Raw genomic sequence first — 24832 nt, forward strand, 5'->3', positions numbered from 1 at the left:
AATCAGTAGCGGCACCGGTCACAAAGAATCTTCGGCGGAGATTTCCGGTAGGCCTTCGTGCCCCGGGCTTGTCCGCCGTAACCCAAAGTGAATGACCTGTGGCGTTCACCAGGAGTGGATTAATGCATATCCTCGATAGCGTAGATGCAGCCTCGCTGCGTAGCGATGTTCCGGAGTTCCGCGCGGGCGACACTCTCAAGGTTCACGTGAACATCATCGAAGGCAAGAACTCCCGTGTCCAGGTATTCCAGGGCTTCGTCCTGGGCCGCCAGGGTGACGGCGTGCGCGAAACCTTCACCGTGCGCAAGGTTTCCTTCGGCGTCGGTGTAGAGCGTACCTTCCCGGTACACTCCCCGATCATCGACAAGATCGAGGTCGTCACCAAGGGTGACGTCCGCCGCGCCAAGCTTTACTACATGCGTGCACTGCGCGGTAAGGCTGCAAAGATCAAGGAAAAGCGCGACTTCGCCAAGTAAGTCCTGCGACAATCGCAACGGGTCCAGGAGTAGTGCCCGGTTGTTCCGGAGCAATCCGCAACGCAACAGGGATACGAGTCATGGACACAGCAAAACGCCAGCCCCGGAAACAGGGCTGGCGTTTTGTTTTGCTTGCGCTCGTTCTGGCCGTCGCTATCAGTGGGCTGGTCCGATCCCTGTGGATCGACGTCTACTACATTCCTTCAGAGTCCATGGAACCGTTGCTTCGCACGGGGGACAGGATCCTGGTCTCACGGACGGCTTTCGCGTCCGAGCCGATCCGCCGGGGCGACGTCGTAGTGTTTGACGGCAGGGGTTCGTTCGCCCCGTTGAGCAGCGGAAAGGGACCCTTGACAGACGCAGTTTCCGCCGCGGGGCAGTGGTTCGGCTTCACTGGCAGCGATACCACGTATGTTAAGCGGGTTATCGGACTTCCCGGGGACCATGTGCAATGTTGCGACACCGGCGGCCACCTCACAGTGAACGGTCAGGCACTTGAGGAACCCTATTTGTACCCAGGGGATGTGCCGAGCCTCCAAAAGTTCGACGTCGTTGTACCCGAGTCACGGCTGTGGCTGATGGGCGACCACCGCTCCCGCTCTGCGGATTCCCGCGGCTTGCTAGGAGCCCCCGGTGGTGGAATGGTTCCCATTGACAGGGTTATTGGAAGGCCGATCCAGATCGTCTTTCCACTTGATAGATTTGCAGGAGTGCCTCGCGCCACGCAGGCCGTAACACCATCGAAGAACGGACAGTAGATGCCGGACCAAGCTCCAGAGAACCCCGAGCTGCCCGAGGACGACGCCCGGCTCCGTGAAGGGACGGCCGCTGTCGCCGAGGAAGGGGTACCTGCGGGCAGTCCAGGGGGTGCGCACGCCGCCGGGAAGCCGCAACGGAACGCCGCGTGGGGTTGGCTGCGGGAGATCGGCACCGTGGTGGCTATCGCCGTCGTCCTGTCGTTCCTGATCAAGACTTTCCTCTTCCGCGCCTACTTCATTCCTTCCGAGTCCATGGAAAATACCTTGGACGTGAATGACCGCATCTTCATCAACCTCCTTGTTCCCCAGGCTTTTGGTTTGTCCCACGGGGATGTCATCGTGTTCAAGGACGAACAGGGATGGCTGGCACCGTTGCCGAAGAAGGCCCCAGGCCCTTTGGATTGGGTGGGAGAAAGCCTGGTGTTCGTGGGGCTCATGCCGGACGACAACGAACAACACTTGGTCAAGAGGGTCATCGGGTTGCCCGGCGATCACGTGACCTGCTGCGACGCACAGGGTCGGGTCAGCGTCAACGGGGTCCCGCTGAACGAGACCTACATCAACCCCGCCGAGGTGCCCCAGCCGAACCCGTTCGACGTCGTAGTCCCCGCCGGCAAGGTCTGGGTGATGGGCGACAACCGCAACCACTCCGCCGATTCACGGAGCCACGCGCAAACCAACGGCGGCTTCGTGAACATTTCCGACGTCGAGGGAAAAGCCACGATCATCGCATGGCCCTTTAGCCGTTGGACGGTACTCGACAACTACCCGAACGTCTTCCGCAACGTTCCCGCGGCCAAGTAGTTTCAATGCCGGCACCAACCCAAACCCACACCACGGCCAAGTCCCCGGGCGGAGCGAAACCCGTGGCCAAAAGGGCGTCCACACCGGCCGCCACGACGGCGGCCAAAAAGAAAGCACCGCTGAAGAAGAAGGCCCCGGTCGGCGTTCCCACATTAGATACCGAGCGATCCTTCCTTGCACCCGGCGTTACCTTGCTGGCAGGCGTTGACGAGGTAGGCAGGGGAGCCTTGGCAGGTCCCGTGACGGTGGGCATCGCCGTCGTCCATCTTGAAACCCATGGCCTGTTGGCGGATGTTCGCGACAGCAAACTATTGAAGCCCGAAGACCGTGAGCGACTCGAACCCATGGTCCGGGAGTGGGCTGTGGCGTGCGCCGTAGGGCACGCTTCCGCTCGCGAGATCGATGACATCGGCATCATTGCAGCCCTCCGCCTGGCAGGCACCCGGGCGTGGTTCGACATTGTTGAGGCGGGCATCAGCCCCGACGTCGTGCTCCTTGACGGTAGCCACAACTGGCTCTCCCCGGACCCGCAAGCCTCCCTGTTCGATACGGCAGCCGGTGGGCCGTGGTGTGAGGCGCCGGTGCACACTCGTATCAAGGCCGACATGAGCTGCCTCAGCGTGGCCGCTGCAAGTGTGGTGGCCAAGGTGGCCCGCGACAGGATTATGGTCGATCTCCATGAAGAGGCTCCGGCCTACGGCTGGAACGTGAACAAGGGCTACGCTACGTCTGCCCACAGGGAGGTCATTCGTTCGAAGGGTCCGAGCACCTACCACCGGACCAGTTGGCACCTGACCTGATCCGGTTTCACGTCACTGCACTGAATGGCGCGTGGTGCTGCGGAGATAGTGCAAGATGGAACCATGAGCGCCGAGGACCTTGAGAACTATGAGACCGACATGGAGCTTCAGCTCTACCGCGAGTACCGGGACGTGGTCGGTTTGTTTAGCTACGTTGTCGAAACCGAGCGGCGGTTCTACCTTGCCAACCACGTTGATTTGCAGGCCCGAAGCGCTGACGGGGAAGTCTACTTTGACCTGACATTGCAGGACGCGTGGGTATGGGACGTCTACCGGTCGGCCCGGTTTGTGAAGAACGTCCGGGTGATCACGTTCAAGGACGTCAACGTGGAGGAGCTGCCTCGGAGCGAGGATTTGTCCTTGCCGAAGGATGGCGGTCTTGGGGACTTGGGCGATCTCGGTAACTAGCAGCGCAGGTGGTTGGGTCGTTGCCTCCTACTTGTCCTCCACATTGCCCCGTTTGGCGGGAGTTGCCCACATAGCGCCGTAGGGCAGTGTCCGAGTCCGTTGCCAGCCTGAATGCTGGTGGACGGAGGTGATGCTCGTGCGAGCAAAGGACATACTGGGCCAAAATGGTGAGGCCCTGGCGGCTGAGTTCCTGGAGAACCAGGGTATCCGGATTGTGGACCGCAACTGGCGGTGTGCAGAGGGTGAAATCGATATTGTGGCCATTGAGGGCGATACCCTGGTGGTCGCGGAAGTGAAGACGCGCAGCAGCTTGGATTATGGTCATCCCTTTGAAGCAGTTGGTGCGGCCAAGTTGGCGCGGCTTCATAGGCTGGCATCGGCGTGGAGCAGGGACCACGAGTTAACGCTTCGGCGGTGGCGCGTGGACGTTGTCGCGGTGGTGGCCGACGGCGTTGGGGATCCTGTTCTTGAACACCTGCGGGGTGTGGGTTAGATGGGCGTGGGGCGCAGCTATTGTGTGGCATTGGTTGGGCTGAACGGACACATGGTGGAAGTCGAAGCGGATATCGGCCAGACCCTGCCGAACTTCGTGATCCTTGGACTGCCTGACGCGGCCCTGAATGAGGCCAAGGAGAGAATCCGCTCGGCCGCACAGAATTCCGGTATCCCCTTGAGCCGGCGGAAGATCACGGCGAATCTCATCCCGGCGTCCCTGCCTAAACGGGGCTCTGGTTTCGATTTGGCTATCACCATGGCTGTCCTCCGCGCCGCCGATGACATCCGTTCGGTGGACGGTACCGTGTTTATCGCGGAGCTGGGACTTGATGGCAGGCTCCGGCCTGTTCGGGGGCTGCTTCCAGCGGTCATGGCCGCTGTTCAGGCCGGGTTCCCGGACGTCGTGGTCGCTGAAGCGAATGTTGCTGAGGCATCCTTGGTTCCGGGGGCGAATGTGCGCGGATACAAGACGTTGGCCAGGCTCGCTTTCGACTACGGGGCCGATCCCAAGGACCTCGCCCTTGATTACGATCCCTTGGACACGGAGCCGGCGGATGAACACGGCAGTGACGGCGTCCCGGTTCCGGATCTTTGCGATGTTGCAGGGCAGTCGGAAGCGCGCCGCGCTTTGGAAGTCGCTGCCGCTGGCGGGCACCACATGTTGCTGACGGGCCCACCGGGTCTATGTCCTTAACCATGCATGCGTGAAGGCGCGAGCGGTGGCTGAATTGCAGTCAAAACGTGCTCGTGACTTTCATCGCGGATGCAGCGCCTGCACGAGCCCGGCCGAGCTGCTGCCCTCGCCTGGGCGGCGGTCTCCGGCAAGACGGTCAGATCTAGTGAGATGGGTCCTGATCAGTCACGGAGGGGTTCATTGGTCATATGAGGCAACGTTCTCGGACCCACCCCTATTGCTAACAGTGTCTGGTCTTCAGATGGTACTGAACTCCATCAGCCCTGGGCCTCGGCACATTCTTTCGCACGCCTGCATCGACCCCGCCAGGACGACCGGGCCAACGGTAAGAAGGATGGTAGGCATGAGTTAGCAGCTTGCGCCACGGGTGCCAGGGGTAAGGCGGAAGTGGTCCATGGGTGGGCTGTGCGCTCCAAAGGGGAGAACGTCTTCGCCCCCATGTGTCAGATTGCATTCCAGGACCCACTCGTGTCCTTGTCAGGAAGGAAAGAAGAGGACTCTATTGTGACAGGACCCGGATGGGGCGCTGACGTCACGTTGGGTGTACCAATCTGATAGTGGTTGAACTGCCATCCATTCGGGGCTTCGAGACCGGTCCTGCTAGGTCCGCTGCCTCAAGTGAGGCGTGGGCCGCTCCGGAAGCCCTCCGAGCTGCGCCCGGGGCTACCCCAGGACCTCCAACTCCTGGAGCTTTCCAAGCGCCACGCCCGCCATAAATTGTGTCTGGTCGACGAGGACACTGTCGTCAAACACTGCCCTGGGCGAGTGCATGGGGGCCCACTCCATGGGGTCGATATCTGGAGACCCAGCTCCGAGGTGCCCGTACGCTCCTGGGACCTCCACGAGGACACGGGAGAAATCGTCAGAGCCGGTCCTGGGGGACGGGCTGGGCACGAACCGGTGCTCTCCGAAGAACGTCCGTGCGGTCCTGCCCCAGAGTTCGGCGTCACTTTCGTGATTGACGGTGGCCGGCATAACCGGAGTGAACGTTGCCTCGGCTGTCAGTTGATGAGCAGTCGCCAGTTGCCGGATGAGATCCGGCAACTCCTGTGCGAGCCGCGCTTCGACACCGGGGCTGAAAGACCTGACGCTGGCCCTGAATTCCGCCGAATCAGGTATGACATTAGAGGCGGAACCGCCATGGAATTGGCCCACGGACAGTACCACGGGATCAAAAACGTTGAATCGCCGGGTGATGTACGTTTGGAGCGCGCCAAGCATTTCAGCAGCTACCTGTATGGGATCCAGAGCTTGGAAGGGGCGTGAACCGTGCCCGCCACGCCCGATAACCTTGACGGACAGATCTCCGAAGGCAGCCATGTAGGAGCCGGCACGGGTCGTGAACACGCCTGACGGGATGTCCGAAACGACATGCAAGGCGTAGGCAGCATCCGGTCGCCTGCCGGCTGCGTTAAGAACGCCTTCCTCCAGCATGATGCGGGCCCCCTCATGTCCTTCCTCCCCCGGTTGGAACATGAAGATGACGTCACCGGTCAGGCTGTCACGTACGGACGAAAGCAACCGGGCGGCACCAATCAGGCCCGCTGTATGCAGGTCATGACCGCAGGCATGCATCGCTCCATTAGTCGAGGCAAAGGGTATTCCCGTCTTTTCTGCCACAGGAAGGGCATCCATGTCACCTCTGAGCAGTACAGTGGGACGGCTCCCGACGGGGGCCTGGGTGGCCCCGCCGCGTAGTACCGCAACCACGGACGAGGCTGCTTTTCCCAGGCTTATTTCGAGGTCGAGTCCCTTGAGTGCCTCAAGGACCCGGGCCTGGGTGCGGGGCAGATACAGGCCGACTTCAGGATCGGCGTGCATTTCCCTACGGAAATCGACCAGGTCGCTTCCATAGGCCGGGATCGCCGCTGTGGCGTCCTCAAGGAAACTCAGCGGTGAAAACCGCACCGTATCTGTCGTTGAAGTATCTGTCATTGAAGGACTTTCTCGTCTCATGTTGCCAGGCTCTGGCCTGCTGCTTTCCCGAGAGGACGCGGACCCCCGTCTTAGCCACGCGTCACGTTCCCGGACTGTTTGTCGCAGGCCCCCACGGGGCCTGGCCTACGCTTGTTGGGGTCGGATATGGCGCCTAGAGCGGGGAATCCGTCCTGTCCACGCCAACCACGCGGTCGCCGGTGAAGAAGCGGACGCCATACTGCGGACCGTGGCCACCGATACCGCTGGTGCCCCAAAAGCTCTGGCGTGAACTGCCGGCGAGGTCGCTCATGAATGTGCCGTTGATGCGGACTTCACCGGCACGAATACGGGATCCCACTTCGATGGCCCTTGCTTCATTGGCACCGAATACGTAGGCATCCAGGCCGGTTGCGGGGCCGTTCGCATGGGCAAGTGCCTCCTCGACCGAATGCACCGGATGTACCGTTACCAGCGGCCCGAAAAGCTCTTCCGTGGCGGCCTCGGCGGCACATCCGACGATCATCCCCGGTGCCATGAACCAGCCGTCAAGACCCGGCAGCTCGCCGCCAGTGACGAGCTTTCCCCCCAGCTCGAGGAGCCGATTCACTGAGGCTTTCAAGCCATCACGCTGCCGCTGGAATGCCAGGGGACCCACTTGCGTCGACTCATCCAAGGCGTTTCCGACCCGAAGCTTACTGAGTTCAAACTTCATAGCTTCAACGAAACGGTCGTGAATCGACTCGTCAACCAGTACTTTGCCTGGCGCCTCACACCACTGGCCGTTGAGACGCGTCATGCCCTGCACAATGGACCGCGCCGCCGAGCTGACGTCGGCGTCATTCAGAATGATCACGGGATTGTTGGATCCGAGCTCCATCTGCATGACCGCCAGGTTGGACGCGGCAGCCTGCGCAACCGTCCGGCCTGCGGAATCGCCACCCGTAAATGAAAGAGCCTCGATCCTGGGGTCCGATGTCAGCAGTGCTCCTGTCTCCGAATTCCCATGAATCAGCTGAAACGCGGCGCCCGGGTATCCCAGTTCGGTCATGGCAGACACGATCGCCTCAGCGAAGAGCTGGCAACCGCTGGGGGCGTTCTCGGAGGGTTTGAGGATGACGGGGCAACCGGCCGCCATGGCTGCCGCCACCTTGCCGACCACGGTGAACGTTGGGGCATTCCAGGGGCCGACGATGAGGGCTGGGCCGAGGGGCTTGCGCAGGATGACCACAGACCTGGCATGGTCAAGGGTCTCCGATTCACCAAGCTGTTCCGCTTCAGCAATAGTTCCGCGGACTCTGTCACCCAGTGCACCGGCAATCAGGCGGGTGGTGCGGATAGGAACCCCGGTGTTGATGCTGTCCTGGAGGGCGACTTCTTCGCTCTTCGCATCGAGGGACGCGGCTACCTTCGTCAAGAGCTCAAGGCGGTCCGGGAGTTTGATGTCTTCAAGTTTCCCGGACCTGTGAAGGGTCGCTGCTGCCGCGAGTGCCCGCTCGACATCATCCTTTGCGGTCTTGCGCATCGGCTGCCGGGGTTCGCCAGTATTTGGGTTGGTAAGGTAGCGGCCGTTTTCCTCGAGCTGCAGCCATGTGCCATTGACAAAGGAGCGTTGCTCGACGAGGTCGGGGGCAATATCAGTCAGTTGGGCTAGTCCTTCAGTCATTTAAGGGTTGCTCCTCTGGTTTCGTTTGTGGGTTTTGTCGTCCATAACCAGTGACGGCAGGGGCTGGCCCCCGATGTTTGCTGTTCATGTTCGGAAGGCTGTGCAGCGGCCTAACGTTCGTTCCGGCCCGGCTGTGGCGCAAAGCAAGATCGCGATCACCGGTAACCAGGCCGACGCCGCAACGATCTACGCAGTTATCTGGATCACGATTGCCTGTTGGTCATGTTCAGCACGACGCGGATCGTCGACGCATCCGCCATCGCTTCGAATCCCTCGTTGATGCGGTCGAAGGGCAGCTCTTTGGTAACCATTCCATCGAGATCCAGCCGATTGTTCAGGTAGTGGTCGGTGAACATGTCGACATCGCTGAGGAACCTGTTCGCACCCATGTACGCGCCTTGGAGGTGTCGGTCGCCGTAGATGAGTGCATCTGCGGGGATACGCAGTTCGGACCCGGTGGGCATGAGACCGAGTATGCTGGCGGTTCCGTTCGGGCTCAGGAGCGAAAAGGCGAGTTCCGCTGTCTCACTGCGGCCGACCGCCTCGATTGCATGGCTAACACCCTGGGGAAGAAGTGACCGGACCTGGATGAGTGTTTCTGTCGGGTCAGGTGATGAGAGAACTGTGTCCGTGGCACCGAAGTTGCGGGCGAGCTCCAGCTTCGCGGGCACGGCGTCAATGGCAATGATCCGTCGAGCCCCAGCCAGCCTTGCACCCTGGATGGCGGCTATTCCGACGCCGCCGCAGCCGATTACGGCGACAGTATCCTCTGGCCCTACTTTTGCGCCGTGAATGACCGCGCCGACTCCTGTACTGATGCAGCAACCGAGAAGACATGCCACCTGGGGAGGCAGGTCAGAGCCGACCACTGCAACGGATGCCTCTTTCACCAGGAAGGCCTCCGCAAATGCGCCGATACCGCCGAGCGACTCGACGCTTGATCCATCATGTGAGATGAGTCTGGGCCGCTGCCGCTCACGCATCGAGTCGACCCGTTCGCACTGGGTCGGGCGCCCGCTGATGCAGTTGCGGCAAGCGCCACAGGACGGGGTTACGGTTGTTACGACGCGGTCTCCAGTCTTAATTCTTGTGACGCCGGAGCCGACGCGCTCGACAATGCCTACGACTTCATGTCCGAGGACCGCCGGCAGGGAGATATCCAGGGCCCCCTTCAGGTAGTGCAGATCGCTGTGGCAAAGGCCAACTCGCTCCGTCCGGATGAGGACCTCATGGTCCTCCGGATCATCCAGCAGCAGCTCGCGGATCTGGAGAGGTGTTCCGGGCTTTTCCAGTACGGCGGCAAGAATGGGTGTAGGCACTTGGCTTCCTTGAGGGTTTAGGCATTTGCAGATGGATCGCTTCGACCATCTTCGGCCCTGGCAGAGTTTCAAAAGTGTGTGGAGGGAACAGCCTTTACGGCCACTATGTGCAAGGTGACCAGCGTCGGCACATGGTGGAATGACAGGGATTAAAGACAGCTTCCGCTTCCAACTCGGGATCCGCTCCGGCTGTCATCCACAGCGGCCCACCGCTCAACATGGTGTTCCATGGCGCGAAGGGCTTCCTCCAGCTTCGCCAGCAGTACCCGGGTCTCCTCTTCGCTGATCACCAAGGGCGGGGACAGGATCACCGCGTTGTTCAGCGGAGCAATGCCTGCCGGATAGACAATAAGCCCCTGGGCGAGGCATTCCTGCACGAAGGTGTTGGCCGCTCCGAGCGCAGGATCGGGCGCCTGCTTGCTTTCCTGGTCCGTAACGAACTCGAAGCCCCACAGCAGGCCCCGGCCACGGACATCGGCCATGCAGTGGTACCTGGCTGCCAGGGAGAGCAGTCCTTCTTTGAGCTGCTTCCCCCGCTGCCGGACGTTTGCAAGGACGTTCCGGCGTTCCATGAAGTCCAGGACCGCCAGGCAGGTGGCTGCCCCCAGGGGATTCCCCGAAAAGGTGTGCCCGAACGGAGCGACACCGCTGCCTTCCCTGAGCGCCTCGACAACATGGCCTCGGAGCAGGACGCCGGCAACAGGGGAATAACCGGCACTTAATCCTTTACCGATGAGAAGAAGGTCCGGGACGACGTTCTCGTAGGAACTCGCAAACCAATCTCCCGTCCGCCCGACGCCCGTGATGACCTCATCAATGATCAGCAGCACATTCAACCGGTCACAGATTTCGCGCAACCGGGAGAGGTAGCTAGCCGGAGGCGTCAGGACCCCGCCGGCGGCTCCAACGATCGGTTCCACGATCACTGCTGCGACCGTGCCAGGGTCCTCGTTCCGAATGGCATCTTCGAAGGCTTGCGCAGCCCGCAGCGCGTATGCTTCTTCGTTCTCGCCCGGCTGCGCGAAGCGATACGCGTAGGCCGGCGGGGCGAAGGAGAACGCATGCAACAACGGCCCGTAGTCGGGGCGGCGTGCTGCATGTCCCGACATTGACAGGGCTCCCATGGTCATGCCGTGATAGCTGATGTTCCGGCCGAGAACTTTGACTTTGCCCGGGAGCCCCCTTTCGCGCCAGTAGCTGACTGCTGTCCGGATGGCGAACTCGGACGCCTCTGATCCGCTGTTGACGAAGAATGCCCAGTCAAGGTCTCCCGGTGCCAGATCGGTGAGCCGCCTTGCCAAGGCCTCGGCGGGCACATTCGTGAACTGGGTTCGGTAAGTAAAGGCCACCCGGCATGACTGCGCCTTCATCGCCTCTGCAACTTCTTCTACGCCATGGCCGATGTTTGCAGTCATGGCCCCGCTGCACCCGTCCAGGTACTGCAGACCGGCTGAGTCATACAAGTAGACCCCCCGGCCATGGGTGACCACCGGGTATGTCTTATCAATGGTCTGCTTCAACAGAGCGCTCTCAGAAATGGAATACTCCTTTACTGTCCTGGCGAGCCTTCTGAGGCGTTTGTACCAGGGCTGATAGATGGTCGCTTGCCTCAGTGGAGGTCCGGCGGTGTTGCACAGGCCTCAGAAGATGCAGGCCGGGCCATCGAGTTGACCCCGTCAGGTATGACCAGAAGTGGGGTGATCAGAGATCAACGGGTTCGGCACTGCTGTGGTGACGTCGTTCTGGAGGTCACCACAGCAGTGCCTCGGGCCCGGCACGAGTCCGGAATCCCGGGGGGTTAGCTCTTGTTTTCCGCCGTAGCGCAGTTCTCGCTTTTGGCCGGTTCGTGCTCCTGGCTTGATACCGGGGGCAGAAGCGCGGCGTATGCTTCGGGCCGTTTTGAGCGCATCACCAGTGCGGTCACCAAACCGCCGACAAACAGGGCTCCCATGACCGTTAGCAGGATGCCTGCAGCCAGGTCACCGCCGACAAGAAGCCCAAAGTTCTGCACGACCAGGAAGACAATCGCGCCGAGACCGATCACAGCAAGAGCGGGAGCAAACAGCGTGGCCCACAGCTTTCCTGTTGCCTTTCTCCGGAAGAACACGAGCACCGAGAATGACGTGAGGGCCATCAGAACCACCACGCCGAGTGTTGCTGATCCCGAAAACCAGGTGTACGCCTGCGTCACCGGGTCTAGCCCGAGGAGCGCCTCGACCCCAAGCAGGGCAATTGCCACGACCGACACAGTCAACGAGGCCCTGGAAGGAGCTCGGTGTCGGGGATGGACCGTGCCAAGCCCGGAGGGGAGCACGCCCTGCGTTCCGAGGGTGAACAGGTAGCGCGTCAGCACGTTCTGGAACGTGAGAATGCAGGCGAAGAGGCTGCTGATCAGGAAGACTTGAAGGAGAGTTGCCAGGACAGGGGAGACGTACTTCGCGGCCAAACCGACCACGATGCTGGTGGGATCATTCGTAGCCACTTCAACGATGTTGCTGTCACCGATACCGGCCTGCATGGCCCATGCGGTGAACGTGTAGAAGATGCCGACAGCGAGGACGGCGATGTACGTTGCGCGCGGTATTGTGCGGTCGGGGTCACGCGCTTCGTTGCGGAAAACAGCGGTGGCCTCAAAACCAATGAATGAGAAGAAGGCAAACATGACGCCCAGCGGCGGGACACCTTCACCCAGACGGGCGGGGGACAGTGAGTCACCGCTCAAACCTTCCGCACCGCCGTGGACAACCACCCCGATGTTTACTGCCAACAGAACGACCGTTTCAATGACCAGGACCACACCCAGCACCTTGGCGGAGAGCTCGACGTCCCGGTACGCAAGAGCACCGCAGATCGCCATCAGCACCAGACTGCACAGCCACCAAGGCAGATCCGGGCCGCCCAGATCGTGAACAGTGGTCTGGGCCGCTGATCCCAAGTATGAACACAGCGCAAGAAACAGGAGCAGGTAAGTACCCAGTGCAAAGGTGGAAGCCCCTAGCCCCATGCCCCGGCCGAGGCCAGTCTGTATGTAGGAGTAAAAGGCCCCCGCATTTTTCACGAACGGCGTCATACGCGTGAAGCCAATCGCGAACAGAAACAGGATCGCCGTGGCGATGAGGAAGAACAGTGGACCGCCCGTGCTTTCCGAGGCAGATACCACCACAGGCCAGCCGGCCACGACAGCTGTCATCGGTGCGGCACCAGCCACAACCATGAACACGATTGATCCGACACCTAGCCCGCGGCCGAGTAACTTGTCGGGGGTCAGGAGTCCGTTGGGTCCGGCATCCACCGGCTCAAATTGAACATTATTAGTTGCCATTCGTCCCTCCCGGACGTTTGAAGCCTAGTCATTTCACGATGCTTTCGACAGGGCGAAAATGAGTAGCACCGCTGAAATCCAACTGCAGTCGTGGCCCCCTTGCCACGGCTGCTGTGAACTGGGTTACAGCCTAAAGTCGCTCCTTACACGCTGCTGTGTCAGCTCTGCACACTATCCCCACCGCTCATGGTCGCAATGCACAGTTTTGGCGCATGTCACCCCGGTGTGCAGGTTGCACATGCCTGACATCGATGTGGTGCCCGTCGCACTCGCTCCCTGGCCGGAGCCCGGGCATGCTCGATACCAACGGAGCTTCCCAGACTCCACATGGGACTAGGAATCTTTGACGAAATCCACTCTCCTGAAGGAGCACCCGAGTATGAGCAGCATTATTTCCGTTTACAACCCCGCTACAGAGGAACTGATTGGTGAAGTCCCTTCGTACGACTTGGCTGAGGTTGACGCGGCCGTCGAGCGTGCCCGGAAGGCGCAGAGCATTTGGGCGCGGAAGCCTATCGCCGAACGCCGTGACGCCCTCTGGGCCATCGCGGACGCTGTCATCGCGCACACCGACGAGCTGGCCTTGCTCGAATCAACCGACGTGGGCAAACCGCTGGCCGCCGCCCGGCAGGAAGTGCTCGGAGTAGCCGAATGCTTCAAGTACTACGCGGGCATTATCGACAAGATCCTCGGCGACACCATTCCCGTCGACGGTGGCATCAGCATGACCTTCCGTGAGCCGATGGGCGTCGTAGCCGTCATCTCCCCGTGGAACTTCCCTCTGCCGATCGCGTCATGGGGTATCGCACCTGCCCTCGCCTGCGGCAACGCCGTAATCGTTAAGCCTGCGGCCCTCACCCCGCTGTCCACTGTCCGTCTTGGCCAAATCGTGAACGAACTGGGCGTCGTCGGCGACGCGCTGCAGGTCCTCACCGGCTCTGGGGCACGCGTCGGTAACGCCCTTGCCGAACACCCCGGCGTTAACAAGGTCAGTTTCACCGGTTCCACCGAAACCGGCCGGTCGATTATCCAGGCAGCGTCCAAGACGATGAAACGGGTCACCCTCGAACTGGGTGGCAAGTCCGCCAGCATCGTCTACAACGACGTAGACCTTGCAAAGTGCGTCCAGGCGGCGCCTATGTCTGTCTTCGACAACACTGGTCAGGACTGCTGCGCCCGCAGCCGTTTTCTCGTTCAGCGGGGAGTCTTCGACGAGTTCGTTGAAGGGTTCATCGAAACGACCCGCGCCCTGAAGATCGGTAACCCGCTCGATGCCACAACAAATCTCGGCCCTCTGGTATCGGCCAGCCACCGCGAATCCGTGTCCAGCTTCCTCGGTGACGGACTGAACGTTGTCACCGCAGGCGAGGCACCGGAGGGTCCCGGCTTCTGGATGGCACCGCGGATCGTTATTGCGCCGGACCCCAAGAGCCGGGTGGCAACTGATGAGATCTTCGGCCCCATCGCCTCGGTCATCCCCTTTGACACCGAGGAAGAAGCCATCGCCCTGGCAAACAGCTCCATCTACGGGCTCAGCGGCTCCATCTGGACCAACGATGTAGGCCAGGCACTCAGGACAGCACGGGGAGTGGAGTCCGGGGCTCTGTCCGTCAACTCCAACTCTTCGATCCGGATGCAAACGCCCTTCGGCGGCTTCAAGCAGTCCGGCATCGGCCGCGGACTGGGCCAGGCAGCCATCGAGGCCTACACCGAACTCAAAACCGTCTTTGTAAGGACTGATCGTGACAACTGAGACAGGGGAACTGGTCCGCACCGACCAAGGCATCTCTTCCGAAGTTTCCGGTGCAACAGACAGTGCTGTGCAGACCCTGAGCGTGCTTTACGGCAGCCAGACCGGGAACGCAGAATTCCTGGCATCCAAGATCGTGGACAAGGCAAACGCCCAGGGCTATGCAGCCGAGCTGATGAGCCTGGACATGCTCACCCCCGAAGATGCGGCGCGCAAGGACCGGCTGCTGATCGTTACCGCCACACACGACAACGGCCACATGCCCGATAACGCGCAACCGTTTTGGGATCAACTTCAGAGCGCTGGCGCAGACCTCTTTGAGGATGTGCCCTTCGCGGTCCTTGCCATTGGCGACTCGATGTACGAAGACTTCTGCAAGGCCGGCATCGACCTTGACACACGTCTTGGCGAACTCGGCGGCAAGCGGATCCTTGACCGCCTTGACTGCGATGTCGACTATGACCTGACGTCGGGCAAGTGGATCAAGGGCATGCTTGAGACCTTCAAGACAGTTGTTCCCAAGAAGCCAGGCAAAACCCCGCAAGCCTCCTCCGCCCCGGGAACAACGCCCGCTGAGCAGCCCAAAACCACCCGCCGGGAACCTGATACGGCCACTGTCGTCGAGGCCCGCCTCCTGAGCGCTCCGGAGTCTGAAAAAGAGGTCTGGCACTATGAGCTGGAGGTCAGCGGCGACGGCCGCAACTACCGGCCGGGTGACTCACTCGCCGTAATCCCGGCCAACTCCGGCGAGCTCGTCGATGACCTCCTCGCCTTTCTGGGCCTCGAGGGAAGCGAGGTGTTCGGTAACGACGGCAAGACAGTACGCGAGTCCCTCCAAAACGACTATGAGCTTCGGCTGCCTCATCTGGGCATCGTGGCCTGGCTGGTTGAAGATCTCGCGCCCGATCATCCCGTGCGGAACCTCGTCGAGTCCGGTGATCGCCTGGCGTTGGAGAATTGGCTGTGGGGACGGGACATGCTGGACGTCCTGCAGGAAACGAGATCAACAGATGTTGATCCGCACGAGTTCATCCCAATGCTGCGGCCTTTGCAGCACCGGTCTTACTCCATCGCATCCAGTCCACTTGCTGACGGTGACCGTGTCCACCTGACGGTCTCTTCCGTGCGGTACGAGGCTGCCGGGCGCCGGCATTCGGGCGCTTGCAGCGGTTTCCTCCAGTCCGCCGCGGAAACCAAGACGGCCATGAAAGTGTTCCCGCTGCCGGCCCACGAGTTCCACCTGCCCGACGACAGCTCAACTGATGTGATCATGATCGGCCCAGGCGTCGGAATTGCCCCGTTCCGCGGCTTCCTTCGTGAGCGCGAAGTCTCACAGGCCCGGGGACGGAACTGGCTGCTCTTCGGGGACCGTCACGAGAAGCCGTCCTGGCTCTATCAGGATGAAATGGAAGAACTGCAGACCAATGGAGTGCTGGACCGGCTCAGCCTGGCGTTTTCCCGGGATCAACAGGGCAAGGTCTACGTCCAGGACAGGATCCGCGAGGAAGGTGAAGACGTTTTTGCCTGGCTGTCGGGCGGTGCTTCGGTCTACGTGTGCGGCGGCAAACAGATAGCACCTGACGTTGACGAAGCCTTGCTGGCCGTGCTCATCAGCCACGGTGGAATGACGCCCGAATTGGCGCACGACTACCTGCAGTCCATGAAAGGCGAAGGACGTTACGTCAAGGACGTCTACTAAGCCTGCCTGCCCGCTCGGTTCCGGGGATTTTCGCACCCCTGGAACCGGGCAGGAACACAACAAAGCCTTGGCCTGAGTGCAGGGACGCGGTCTCAAATGTGACGTGGCTTACCGAATGCATGTAGCCGGCAATCATGATGTGCACTTTGCACATACGCCCGCGAGACCCCGCATTTAGTGTCTTTAGTAACCGATATCAATGAGGATAAAGAGGTACACAGTGAATCCGATCACACAGGTCCCGGAGGACCTCCAAGAACTCGAGGCAATCGACATGCAGGATAAAACCGCCGCAGGGTCAGCCCACGACGAACTGCAAAAGTTCGTCTCCGAAAACGACATCAAAACCTTCAAAGTGGGCGTCGTGGACCTGGACGGTGTGTGGCGCGGCAAGCGCATCCCCGCCCGGTACTTCCTGGAAAGTGTCGCTGAGCGCGGCACAAACATCTGCAACATCATCTTCGGCTGGGACATTCAGGATGAGATCATTTCTGATCTCAGCTACACGGGGTGGGACTCGGGCTACCCTGACGTGACCCTGCTGCCGGATCTCAACACCCTGAAGGTTGTTCCGGGGGAACCTGGGGTCGCATCCGTCATTTGCGATGCCTACGAAATGTCCGGCGAGCCGGCGGCGATCTGTCCCCGGAGCATTCTTAAGCGGGTTGTGAAGAAAGCCGAAGACCTCGGTTACTCGCCGGTCTGCGCCTACGAGTTCGAGTTTTACCTGTTCAAGGGGACTCCAACCGAGCTTGCCGCCAACGGCTGGCGTGACCTGACTCCCATCACGGCTGGCAGCCACACCTACAGCCTCGTCAGGGACACAGGCACCGAGTTCCTCATCGGCGAGATCCGCCGCCGCCTGTCTGAGCAGGGTATTTTCATCGAGGCCAGCAACAGCGAAAACGGCCCGGGCCAGTTCGAGATGAACATCCACTACTCGGATGCTCTCGCAGCCGCGGACAACGCCCTCCGGCTTAAGGCCACCGTCAAGGAGGTCGCAGCTGAAGCCGGCTACACGGCATCGTTCATGGCCAAGATCAACCCGGAGTGGGCCGGCTCCTCCGGGCACATGCACCAGAGTCTCTGGGATCCGGAATCCGGCAAGTCAGCTTTCGCCAATGCCGAGGAGCCCGGCGAGCTGAGCGCCGTCGGGTACAACTACCTGGCGGGCGTCGTCGAGACGGCGCCGGAGCTTACCGCCCTCTACCTGCCCACCATCAACTCCTATAAGCGGACCGAAGGCGGGCAATGGGCCGGATCCAGCGCCACCTGGGGCCTGGACAACCGTACGGTTGCCATCAGGTCCATCCCGTCAACGGGCAGTGCTGCGCGCATCGAAAACCGGGTACCTGGCGCTGACGCCAATCCTTACCTGGTCATCGCTGCCAGCATCGCCGCCGGCCTGCACGGCGTGGACACAAAGATGACCGCTCCCAAGCGGGTGGTAGGCAACGCATACGCCCTGGAGGAGGGACACCAGGTAAAGGAGCTCCCCGCAACACTCGGCCAGGCCATCGAACAGTTCGAGAAGAGCGAGGTCGCCAAGGAGTACTTCGGTGAAACCTTCGTCACGCACTACGTCCAGACGAGGCGCTGGGAGCTCCGCAAGCTTCAGACCAGTGTCACCGACTTCGAAATCGCACGTTACCTGGAACGAATCTAGCGCCCAGTGCAGCGCTGAGAAGCGTTCAATCCACCATTTTCCTTACCAAGAAAGAAGAAACACCCAATGACTACTCACCCCGGAAAGATCGCCGCAGTCACCGGAGCCGCGTCCGGAAACGGCCTTGCCATCGCAGAAAAGCTGCTCAAGGAGGGCGCTACCGTCGTAGCCCTCGACCGTGACGAGGCCGCGCTCGAGCGCCTGGTTGGCCAGCACCCGGAAATGGTTCCTGTTGTTATGGACGTCGCCGACGAGGCTTCGGTCGGCAGCGGCATGGCCGAGATCGATGCCAAGTTCGGCCGGCTCGACACCCTCGTCAACAACGCAGGCATCGTCAAGGGCAGCAACTTCGATGACCTCGGCGTTGCCGAATGGGACCAGGTCTTCGCCGTGAACTCCACAGGCCCGTTCCTGGTCAGCCAGGCTGCACGTCCGCTGCTGGAGAAGGGCGCCGCCGCCCGAGGCGACGATTCAACCAGCGCCATCGTCAACATCACATCAGTCGAGGCCCATATCGTCATCGCCAGCAGCGGGCACCCCCAGGTGCATTACAACGCTTCCAAGGGTGCACTCCTGATGTTCACGAAGGCTTTGGCCATCGAAACCGCGGCTTCCAAGATCCGCGTCAATGCTGTTGCCCCGGGCTTCATCGAGACCCCGTTCACCAAGTCCGTGCTGGAGAACCAAGAGGCCGTGAAGTTCCTCCTTGACCGTACGCCGCTCGGACGTATCGGCCGCCCGTCCGACGTTGCCAACGCCGTCGCGTTCCTGGCCAGCGACGAGGCCAGCTGGGTGACCGGTACCACCATCCACGTCGACGGTGGCTGGCTGGTTTACTGACATGAGGGCGCCCCTTATTGCCATTTCAGCGGCTCGGCAAACCGTCGATACCGCCTTCGGCCCGATGCCTTCAACAGTCCAGAACATGGCCTACGCCAACGGCGTCCTTGCCGCGGGCGGCCGTCCTGCCATTCTTCCGTCAACGGCAACAATCCCCGATGCGGCCCTTGAAGGGTTCGACGGGCTCATCCTCACCGGCGGCGGCGACATCAGCCCCCGACTGTATGGCGAGGACCCGATCGACACGGTCTATGACGTCTGCGATATCCGGGACGATTTCGAGATCGAGCTTTACAACGAGGCCATGCTTCGTGGCATACCGGTCCTGGCGACCTGCCGGGGAATGCAGCTTGTCAACGTCATTCGCGGCGGAACCCTGGTCCAGGAAGTAAGCCCGGACCGAGGGCACTGGCAGGACAACCCTTCGCACCAACCGTGGCACAGGGTGCAGCTGGAACCTGATTCCGAACTTGCCCGGATCGCTAAAGGCCTGAGCATCCCGGTGAACAGCTACCACCACCAGGGCCTGGGAAGGCTCGGGAAAGCCCTTCGCATTGTGGGACGGGAAGGCGATGTTATTGAGGCAATCGAAGCCGATGATGCCAGCCTGATCGGGGTGCAGTGGCATCCCGAACACATGGTCGATTATGACGAAGCCCAGAAGGCTCTCTTCGTGGATCTCGTGGAGAAGGCCGCGGCACACGCACAGTCAGAGCAACTACTTCAGGAGCAATTCTCATGAGCACAGAAACCGAGCGCGGGCTCAGCCACAACAAGTCAGACTTTGACTTCCACGGACGGGCACTCGACAACATTTTCGACGACTACCAGGACATGCTCGCCAACGGTCCTGTCGGTCACAGCGACAAGTATGGGGGCTTTTGGTACATCACCAAGAGCGAAGACATCTTCAATGCAGAGCAGGATCCTGACACTTTCGCTGTCGGTCCCTCCATGCTCCTCCCTGCCTTCGGCACCGATGTCCCCCTTATCCCGATTGACATCGATCCGCCGACCCACGCTGACTTCCGCAAGATCCTGCTGCCGATGTTCACTCCCATGAATGTTTCCAAGCTGGGCCCGGGAATGCGGGAGACCGCCCGGCAGCTCTGCCAGGAGGTCCTCGCGGCGGGCGACGTCGTTGATGTCTCGGCGAAGCTTGCCCGCCCGATGCCGACAATCATCTTTAGCCGCCTGGCCGGATATCCGGAGCAGGACTGGCCGATTTTCGACCGGTGGATCGATGAGATCATCTATGAGCGCACGGCCCATCCTGAAACGGCCTACGCGGCCGGACGCGAGCTCAACGATTACTTCGACCGCCTTCTCGACGAACGGGAAAAGGCCGGACCGGAAGCAGAGGCCAGCAACGATCTGATCACCCAGCTTCTGAAAGCGGAGGTGAAGGGACGGAAGCTCACGCGTGAAGAACTGCTGTCGTACTGCTACCTGCTCTTCCTGGCCGGGCTGGATACGACCGCCTGGGCAATCCGGTCCGCCCTTTGGTACCTTGCCGGCAACCCGCACGCCCAGCAGCAGTTGCGTGAAGACCCGGACCTGATCCCCACAGCTGCCGAGGAGTTCCTGCGGACGCTTTCTCCGGTCCAGGCCATGGCCCGCACAGCAAAAGCAGACACAGTTGTCCGTGGCCAGGAGATCAAGGCCGGGGAACGCGTCGTGCTCGTCTTCGGCGCGGGCAACCGGGACCCGGAGGTCTACGAAGAACCCAATGAAATCAAGATTGACCGTGAAGACAACCGCCATCTGGCCTTCGGCGGCGGTATCCACCGGTGCCTTGGATCGAACCTTGGCCGCGCCGAGATGGTTATTGCCATGGAGGAATTCCTGAAGGCTGTCCCTCACTTTGAACGGGCGAATGACGACGAGCCGTGGCACGGCGTCGGCCCGCTTACCCTCAAGATTGGAGCTTGATCACTATGGGAGAACTTTGGGTCGATGGAGGGCGTTGCCAGGGCCACGCCCGGTGCTGGGCGCTGGCACCCGAAACCTTCGAGATCGACGAGGAAGGCTATGCGCACGTCATTCCTGGCCGCGAAAACAGCGGCGACGAGCCGAACGTCCGCAAGGCCATCCGGAACTGCCCTGAACGGGCAATCCTTGAACGGGAATCGACCGAGGCCGGCGAAAAAGCCGCAGAGGTTTCGGCGTCGTGACACATCTGCCAGACCGGGTCGCGATTATTGGCGCTTCGGTTGCATCGGCGATGCTGATTGAACGCAGCCGTGAGCTTGGGTTTGCAGGCGAATTTATCGTCATAGATTCCGACCCGAATGCGCCTTACGACCGGCCCCCGCTGTCCAAGCAGTTTCTTTTAGGCACTGGTTCCGTCGAACCGGCCGAGTGGTGGCCGGAGGCTACGCCGATCCTCAACGCAAAGGCGATCGGGCTGCTCCCTGACAAGCGGACTGTTCTGCTGGACAAGCTCGGAGAAGTGGCGGCTGACGCGGTCGTCATCGCATCCGGAGCCGGTTCCATCAGACTGCCAAAAGAGCCGGCAGGCGTTCTCAGCCTGAGAACCGCCGAGGATGCCCTCGCCCTGCGCAATGCCGTGGATGCAGGGGCTGCCAGTGCGATCATCATCGGCGCCGGAACCATTGGTGCGGAGCTCGCCTCCACACTGGCCCAGCGTGGGCTTGCGGTCACCGTAGTGGATCTGGCTCCGCAACCAATGCAGCGCTTCTTTTCAGGACATCTGGGGGAAGAAGCAAAGGCATGGATGCACTCGGCCGGTGTTGTAACCCACTTTGGAGTTGCTGTGGAGTCCATTCAGAAAACCGATGCCGCATGGACAGTCCAGGTCAGCGGCCTGGACCTGCACGCCGACCTTGTTATCAGCGCTGTCGGCGCCCGGCCCAATACTGAATGGCTGACCTACAGCGACCTCGACATTTCCAACGGAGTCCGTTGCACTGCCGACGGGAAGGCGCTGCTGACCAGCGGTGAAATCGCTGACGGGATCTTCGCTATCGGAGACGTTTCGGCACGGCAGGCCGAGGACGGAACGTTTCGGCGGTTCGAGAGTTGGACTCAGGCGCAACGGCACGGTGCAGCCCTGGCTGAATACTTCGCCGGCTTCGAATCCATGGAACTGGAACAGGCTCCGTACGGATGGACGGAGCAGTTTGGTCGAAAGGTCCAGGTACACGGGATGCTTCCGCCGGAAGGCGAACTTGTGCAGGTCTACGCTGCCGAGGAACGCAACGCCGCCTTGTACCGGATCGGATCCGCGGAGGAGGAGGCGGCCTGGATTGGCGTCAACGCGCCAAGGCAGTTCAGTCGGGCCTCCATGGGCATGAGCCTCCTAAGCTGAAAAGATGAATACCCCTGCTGAGCCCGCGGCGCCGCAACCGAACGAGGTCCTGCCGGCTGACTATCGCCAAAAACTCCAAATAGCAGAGCTCCGGGCAGATACCCTGTCTGAGCTCACGCAGCTCATGATGGAAGGACCCGATCCGCTCGCGCTTGCTCAAAGGGCAGTGGACCTGGTTGCCAGGGCAACAAACTCAGCAGGGGTTTTCGTCTACCTGTGGGATGAACAGGAACAAGTTCTTGTTATGCGTGCAGGTACCGCTGGAGTGCAGAGCCAGCAAGTTGGAAGGGTCACCCTTCGCCTCGGCGAGGGGGTAACCGGCTGGGTGGGGCTTACCCGGCAGTCAGTTGTCCTTAACAAAAACATTCAGCAGGATCCGCGGTTCGTCAGCATCAGCGAACTGCAGGAAGAAGATTTCAACTCGATGCTGGTAGTCCCGATCGTGGCTCCGACCGGGACGCTCCTGGGTGTATTCAGCCTCTGGTCGTATGTCGAGGAAACCTTCACGTGGGAGTCAAAGCTGATTGCCGACGAGGTGGGCATGCTGCTTGCCAGCGGCCTGCTGCAGGCTGAGACTGTTGATGACTTGCGGCGTCAGTCTGCAGCAGCACATTTCCTTGTAGATTTCCCGATCAACTCCGCCACTTCGGTTCTGCAATGCGCTCAAGTGGCCGCCCAGTCGATCCTCAAGCACATGAGCTCCGACGGTTGCGTCATCGAATATTTCGGTCGTGGTCCAGCCACATCCCCGCCCACTGCCATCGCAATGGACAAGGGCGAGCGAAGCGGAACAGTGGTTCGAACCACTCACTCACGAACAGCAACCTCCGAATTTATCGAATCCAACTTCGCCGGACATGAGCGGATATCTGTTTCCTTCGGCCTGACGAGCACCCGGGGCATCGTCACCTGCTACCGTCCACGCCGCTATTCCGCCAGGGAACTTGACCGACTCAGCGCCATTTGCTCCCAACTGGCCGCCCTGTTTGAAGCAGTAGAACTGGAATCGGTAGGTTCCTCCCATGCTTCACGCCTGCTTCGAAGCGTCGGCACGAGCACATTCGCCCGCATTCTGGAGGAGTCAGGCTGGTCAAAGGGCCGCACACTGCCTGTCCTGGTACGGGTGAAACGGCTGAAATTCGACTCGGATGCGGTGTCCAGGCGCATTGCCCCCTACCTGCAGGAACTGGCCGGCCCACGGTCCCTCGTCTTCACGGAGGGACCCCTCAGCCTGCTCTTTATTGATACCCCCTCCGGTACGGGAGAGGAGATCAAGGCGAAGCTGGAGACAACTCTTTCTGAGCTCGACGAACACCGCGGCGTCTCAGCCTTCGCCGGCCTCGGTCCGGTGGCCCGCGATGTCGCTTCCCTGCAGCCTGCGCTTTCCGACGCCGAGACCGCACTGGCATGGACAGAACTGGTTGCCAGGACGTCCGGGAGACGGGTCACCTCTTTCAGCGAAATAGAACATCTGCAGGACGTGCCGCTCGTAGGGGAAGGGATGTCTGCGGAGATCAAGGACGTGCTCGCTGAACTCAGGTCCCTCATGCGCTACGACGCAGAAAATGGAACCCAGTTGGCCGAAACAGTTGCCATGCTGCTATCCAACAAGGGATCCATTGCGGACACGGTCTCCAAGTTGCACATCCACCGCAACACGCTCCGGCAACGCCTCCAGCGCGTAGAGCAGCTCATCGGTCATTCCTTCGAAGAATCCGGAGACTGGCTACCCACAGGCATTGCCGCACGGTTGGCGGTGCGGGAAGGCCAGCGCGCGGTTCTTCAGTGACGGCAACGGCCGCCCAAACTAAATTCCTGTTCAAGGACCGTCCCATGGTGTGAATAGTGTCGACCCCAGCCATCCGAAGCGCCAATGCCTCAGCTCTGCAAGCACACACATTCGGATCTCCATGTGCAAATGGCACTGCGGTCGCGGCGATGCCGTTCGCTACCTTGAAGTATTGGAAACTCCGATCGCCCGATAAGGAATTCGAGCATGACCTACCAGCCAGATCTTTCCCGAGGCGCCGGCACTTTGCAGGCCCTCGTCATACAGCCGGATCCCTATTGCCCGATCGACCGTCTCGGCCTGTGGCTGCACGATGAGGGTATAACCACCAGAATTGTCCAGCCATTTAATGACGACGTGATCCCGGAAATACTTCGGGAGGACGCCCTGGTGGTCCTGGGCGGTGACATGAGCTCGCTGGACGACCATGTCTATCACTGGCTTGCCCACATCCGCAGCCTTATGGCAGCTGCTGCCAGCCACAGGAAGCCCACACTTGGGATATGCCTCGGAGCTCAGCTGATGGCACAGACTTTCGGCGGTACGGTGACCAGGGGCGACCAGGGCCTCGAGGCGGGAGTCGTAGAGGTAGCATTACGGTCCGAGGCGGCCGGGGATCCCCTGATGGCCGGGTTACCGGGCCCTTTCTGCGCCGGGGCCATGCATGGGGACATGATCGACCACCTGCCACCTTCGGCGGTCTGGCTCGGGATGACCGCCCAATATCCGCATCAGGCTTTCCGGGTAGGCGAAATGTCGTGGGGAGTTCAGTTTCACCCTGAGCTGTCGCCGGCGGTCTACCGCCAGTGGCTATCCCTGGTCGACGAGAATGACGCGGTTGCCATGGAGCGGGCAGGGCATGGTATGCAGGCGTTCGAGAATCAAGACCAGATTGTGAGGGAGCATACTGAGGCAATGGCACGACGCTTCGCCCACCTGGTCCGAACGACCGCAACAGTGGCTTCCCAGTAGACCAAGTGGTGTGGCGGCGCTGCCGTTGCGGCTTGGACGTGTCCTGGACATCCGGCGCCGCGCCTCCTGCCCCCGGCACCAGTCATTCCAAGGGGGCGGGAACATGCCATATCCGTCGTGATCGGATGC

Annotated in this window: 21 protein-coding genes and 1 pseudogene; 17 read left to right on the forward strand and 5 right to left on the reverse strand. The window is 61.0% G+C overall.

Annotated elements, in window-relative coordinates; genetic code table 11:
- Positions 1-122: 122 nt before the first annotated feature.
- The 7 genes and pseudogenes from rplS to QRN04_RS06020 all read left to right on the forward strand — a co-directional run.
- Positions 123-476: a 50S ribosomal protein L19 gene (rplS, locus tag QRN04_RS05990; protein WP_090818948.1), complete on the forward strand. Its 354-nt coding sequence runs from the start codon at positions 123-125 to the stop codon at positions 474-476.
- Between the two features lie 80 nt (positions 477-556).
- Positions 557-1234 (forward strand): signal peptidase I, encoded by a 678-nt coding sequence (gene lepB / locus QRN04_RS05995; RefSeq protein WP_284975244.1) that lies wholly within the window; start codon positions 557-559, stop codon positions 1232-1234.
- Positions 1235-2038 carry a signal peptidase I gene (gene lepB, locus QRN04_RS06000; protein ID WP_284975245.1) on the forward strand — a complete coding sequence of 268 codons (804 nt, stop codon included), beginning with the start codon at positions 1235-1237 and terminating at the stop codon, positions 2036-2038.
- Positions 2039-2043: 5 nt separating this feature from the next.
- Positions 2044-2838: a ribonuclease HII gene (gene rnhB, locus QRN04_RS06005; RefSeq protein ID WP_284975246.1), complete on the forward strand. Its 795-nt coding sequence runs from the start codon at positions 2044-2046 to the stop codon at positions 2836-2838.
- Between the two features lie 63 nt (positions 2839-2901).
- On the forward strand, positions 2902-3246 hold the full coding sequence (locus tag QRN04_RS06010; RefSeq protein ID WP_089595421.1) for a DUF2469 domain-containing protein: 345 nt from the start codon (positions 2902-2904) through the stop codon (positions 3244-3246).
- Between the two features lie 127 nt (positions 3247-3373).
- Positions 3374-3739, forward strand: a complete 366-nt coding sequence (locus QRN04_RS06015) for a YraN family protein (protein ID WP_284975247.1) — start codon at positions 3374-3376, stop codon at positions 3737-3739.
- Positions 3740-4423 (forward strand): annotated as a pseudogene (locus QRN04_RS06020) (magnesium chelatase domain-containing protein); the annotation flags it as partial.
- Positions 4424-5098: 675 nt separating this feature from the next.
- Here QRN04_RS06020 and QRN04_RS06025 read toward each other — a convergent pair.
- The 5 genes from QRN04_RS06025 to QRN04_RS06045 all read right to left on the reverse strand — a co-directional run bounded on the left by QRN04_RS06025 (position 5099) and on the right by QRN04_RS06045 (position 12656).
- Positions 5099-6370, reverse strand: a complete 1272-nt coding sequence (locus QRN04_RS06025; protein WP_133830840.1) for a M20 metallopeptidase family protein — start codon at positions 6368-6370, stop codon at positions 5099-5101.
- Between the two features lie 154 nt (positions 6371-6524).
- The gene (locus QRN04_RS06030; protein WP_207604505.1) at positions 6525-8015 is read right to left on the reverse strand and encodes an aldehyde dehydrogenase family protein; all 1491 of its coding nucleotides are present in this window, start codon (positions 8013-8015) and stop codon (positions 6525-6527) included.
- A 203-nt stretch (positions 8016-8218) separates the two neighbouring features.
- A complete protein-coding gene (locus tag QRN04_RS06035; RefSeq protein ID WP_166651676.1) occupies positions 8219-9334 on the reverse strand; it encodes a Zn-dependent alcohol dehydrogenase in 1116 nt (371 codons plus the stop codon).
- A 149-nt stretch (positions 9335-9483) separates the two neighbouring features.
- Positions 9484-10854, reverse strand: a complete 1371-nt coding sequence (locus QRN04_RS06040) for an aminotransferase family protein (protein ID WP_284975248.1) — start codon at positions 10852-10854, stop codon at positions 9484-9486.
- 278 nt (positions 10855-11132) lie between these two features.
- On the reverse strand, positions 11133-12656 hold the full coding sequence (locus QRN04_RS06045) for an APC family permease (protein ID WP_133830838.1): 1524 nt from the start codon (positions 12654-12656) through the stop codon (positions 11133-11135).
- 379 nt (positions 12657-13035) lie between these two features.
- On the opposite strand from QRN04_RS06045, the gene QRN04_RS06050 reads away from it, so the two are divergent.
- The 10 genes from QRN04_RS06050 to QRN04_RS06095 all read left to right on the forward strand — a co-directional run bounded on the left by QRN04_RS06050 (position 13036) and on the right by QRN04_RS06095 (position 24703).
- Entirely contained in the window at positions 13036-14409 is a 1374-nt protein-coding gene (locus QRN04_RS06050; protein ID WP_133830837.1) for an aldehyde dehydrogenase family protein, read from the forward strand.
- Positions 14399-16105 (forward strand): diflavin oxidoreductase, encoded by a 1707-nt coding sequence (locus tag QRN04_RS06055; RefSeq protein WP_133830836.1) that lies wholly within the window; start codon positions 14399-14401, stop codon positions 16103-16105. Before QRN04_RS06050 ends, QRN04_RS06055 begins: the two co-directional genes overlap by 11 nt.
- A gap of 220 nt (positions 16106-16325) precedes the next feature.
- Positions 16326-17771: a glutamine synthetase family protein gene (locus QRN04_RS06060; protein WP_243835349.1), complete on the forward strand. Its 1446-nt coding sequence runs from the start codon at positions 16326-16328 to the stop codon at positions 17769-17771.
- Positions 17772-17837: 66 nt separating this feature from the next.
- A complete protein-coding gene (locus QRN04_RS06065; RefSeq protein ID WP_133830835.1) occupies positions 17838-18611 on the forward strand; it encodes an SDR family NAD(P)-dependent oxidoreductase in 774 nt (257 codons plus the stop codon).
- Position 18612: 1 nt separating this feature from the next.
- On the forward strand, positions 18613-19353 hold the full coding sequence (locus QRN04_RS06070) for a gamma-glutamyl-gamma-aminobutyrate hydrolase family protein (RefSeq protein WP_133830834.1): 741 nt from the start codon (positions 18613-18615) through the stop codon (positions 19351-19353).
- The gene (locus QRN04_RS06075; RefSeq protein WP_133830833.1) at positions 19350-20543 is read left to right on the forward strand and encodes a cytochrome P450; all 1194 of its coding nucleotides are present in this window, start codon (positions 19350-19352) and stop codon (positions 20541-20543) included. The genes QRN04_RS06070 and QRN04_RS06075 overlap by 4 nt, the downstream gene beginning before the upstream one ends.
- A 5-nt stretch (positions 20544-20548) precedes the next feature.
- On the forward strand, positions 20549-20785 hold the full coding sequence (locus QRN04_RS06080; protein WP_133830832.1) for a ferredoxin: 237 nt from the start codon (positions 20549-20551) through the stop codon (positions 20783-20785).
- Entirely contained in the window at positions 20782-21942 is a 1161-nt protein-coding gene (locus QRN04_RS06085; protein ID WP_242703047.1) for an NAD(P)/FAD-dependent oxidoreductase, read from the forward strand. The genes QRN04_RS06080 and QRN04_RS06085 overlap by 4 nt, the downstream gene beginning before the upstream one ends.
- A 4-nt stretch (positions 21943-21946) precedes the next feature.
- Positions 21947-23731: a helix-turn-helix domain-containing protein gene (locus tag QRN04_RS06090; RefSeq protein ID WP_133830831.1), complete on the forward strand. Its 1785-nt coding sequence runs from the start codon at positions 21947-21949 to the stop codon at positions 23729-23731.
- A gap of 207 nt (positions 23732-23938) precedes the next feature.
- On the forward strand, positions 23939-24703 hold the full coding sequence (locus QRN04_RS06095) for a type 1 glutamine amidotransferase (protein ID WP_133830830.1): 765 nt from the start codon (positions 23939-23941) through the stop codon (positions 24701-24703).
- The last annotated feature ends 129 nt before the right edge of the window (positions 24704-24832 follow it).

This window comes from Arthrobacter sp. efr-133-TYG-104 (assembly GCF_030208915.1).
Lineage (GTDB): Bacteria > Actinomycetota > Actinomycetes > Actinomycetales > Micrococcaceae > Arthrobacter.

Coding starts and splice junctions, on each gene's coding strand:
- rplS (WP_090818948.1), top strand. CDS start 123: ATGCATATCCTCGATAGCGTAGATGCAGCCTCGCTGCGTAGCGATGTT.
- lepB (WP_284975244.1), top strand. CDS start 557: ATGGACACAGCAAAACGCCAGCCCCGGAAACAGGGCTGGCGTTTTGTT.
- lepB (WP_284975245.1), top strand. CDS start 1,235: ATGCCGGACCAAGCTCCAGAGAACCCCGAGCTGCCCGAGGACGACGCC.
- rnhB (WP_284975246.1), top strand. CDS start 2,044: ATGCCGGCACCAACCCAAACCCACACCACGGCCAAGTCCCCGGGCGGA.
- QRN04_RS06010 (WP_089595421.1), top strand. CDS start 2,902: ATGAGCGCCGAGGACCTTGAGAACTATGAGACCGACATGGAGCTTCAG.
- QRN04_RS06025 (WP_133830840.1), bottom strand. CDS start 6,370: ATGACAGATACTTCAACGACAGATACGGTGCGGTTTTCACCGCTGAGT.
- QRN04_RS06030 (WP_207604505.1), bottom strand. CDS start 8,015: ATGACTGAAGGACTAGCCCAACTGACTGATATTGCCCCCGACCTCGTC.
- QRN04_RS06045 (WP_133830838.1), bottom strand. CDS start 12,656: ATGGCAACTAATAATGTTCAATTTGAGCCGGTGGATGCCGGACCCAAC.
- QRN04_RS06050 (WP_133830837.1), top strand. CDS start 13,036: ATGAGCAGCATTATTTCCGTTTACAACCCCGCTACAGAGGAACTGATT.
- QRN04_RS06065 (WP_133830835.1), top strand. CDS start 17,838: ATGACTACTCACCCCGGAAAGATCGCCGCAGTCACCGGAGCCGCGTCC.
- QRN04_RS06070 (WP_133830834.1), top strand. CDS start 18,613: ATGAGGGCGCCCCTTATTGCCATTTCAGCGGCTCGGCAAACCGTCGAT.
- QRN04_RS06075 (WP_133830833.1), top strand. CDS start 19,350: ATGAGCACAGAAACCGAGCGCGGGCTCAGCCACAACAAGTCAGACTTT.
- QRN04_RS06080 (WP_133830832.1), top strand. CDS start 20,549: ATGGGAGAACTTTGGGTCGATGGAGGGCGTTGCCAGGGCCACGCCCGG.
- QRN04_RS06090 (WP_133830831.1), top strand. CDS start 21,947: ATGAATACCCCTGCTGAGCCCGCGGCGCCGCAACCGAACGAGGTCCTG.
- QRN04_RS06095 (WP_133830830.1), top strand. CDS start 23,939: ATGACCTACCAGCCAGATCTTTCCCGAGGCGCCGGCACTTTGCAGGCC.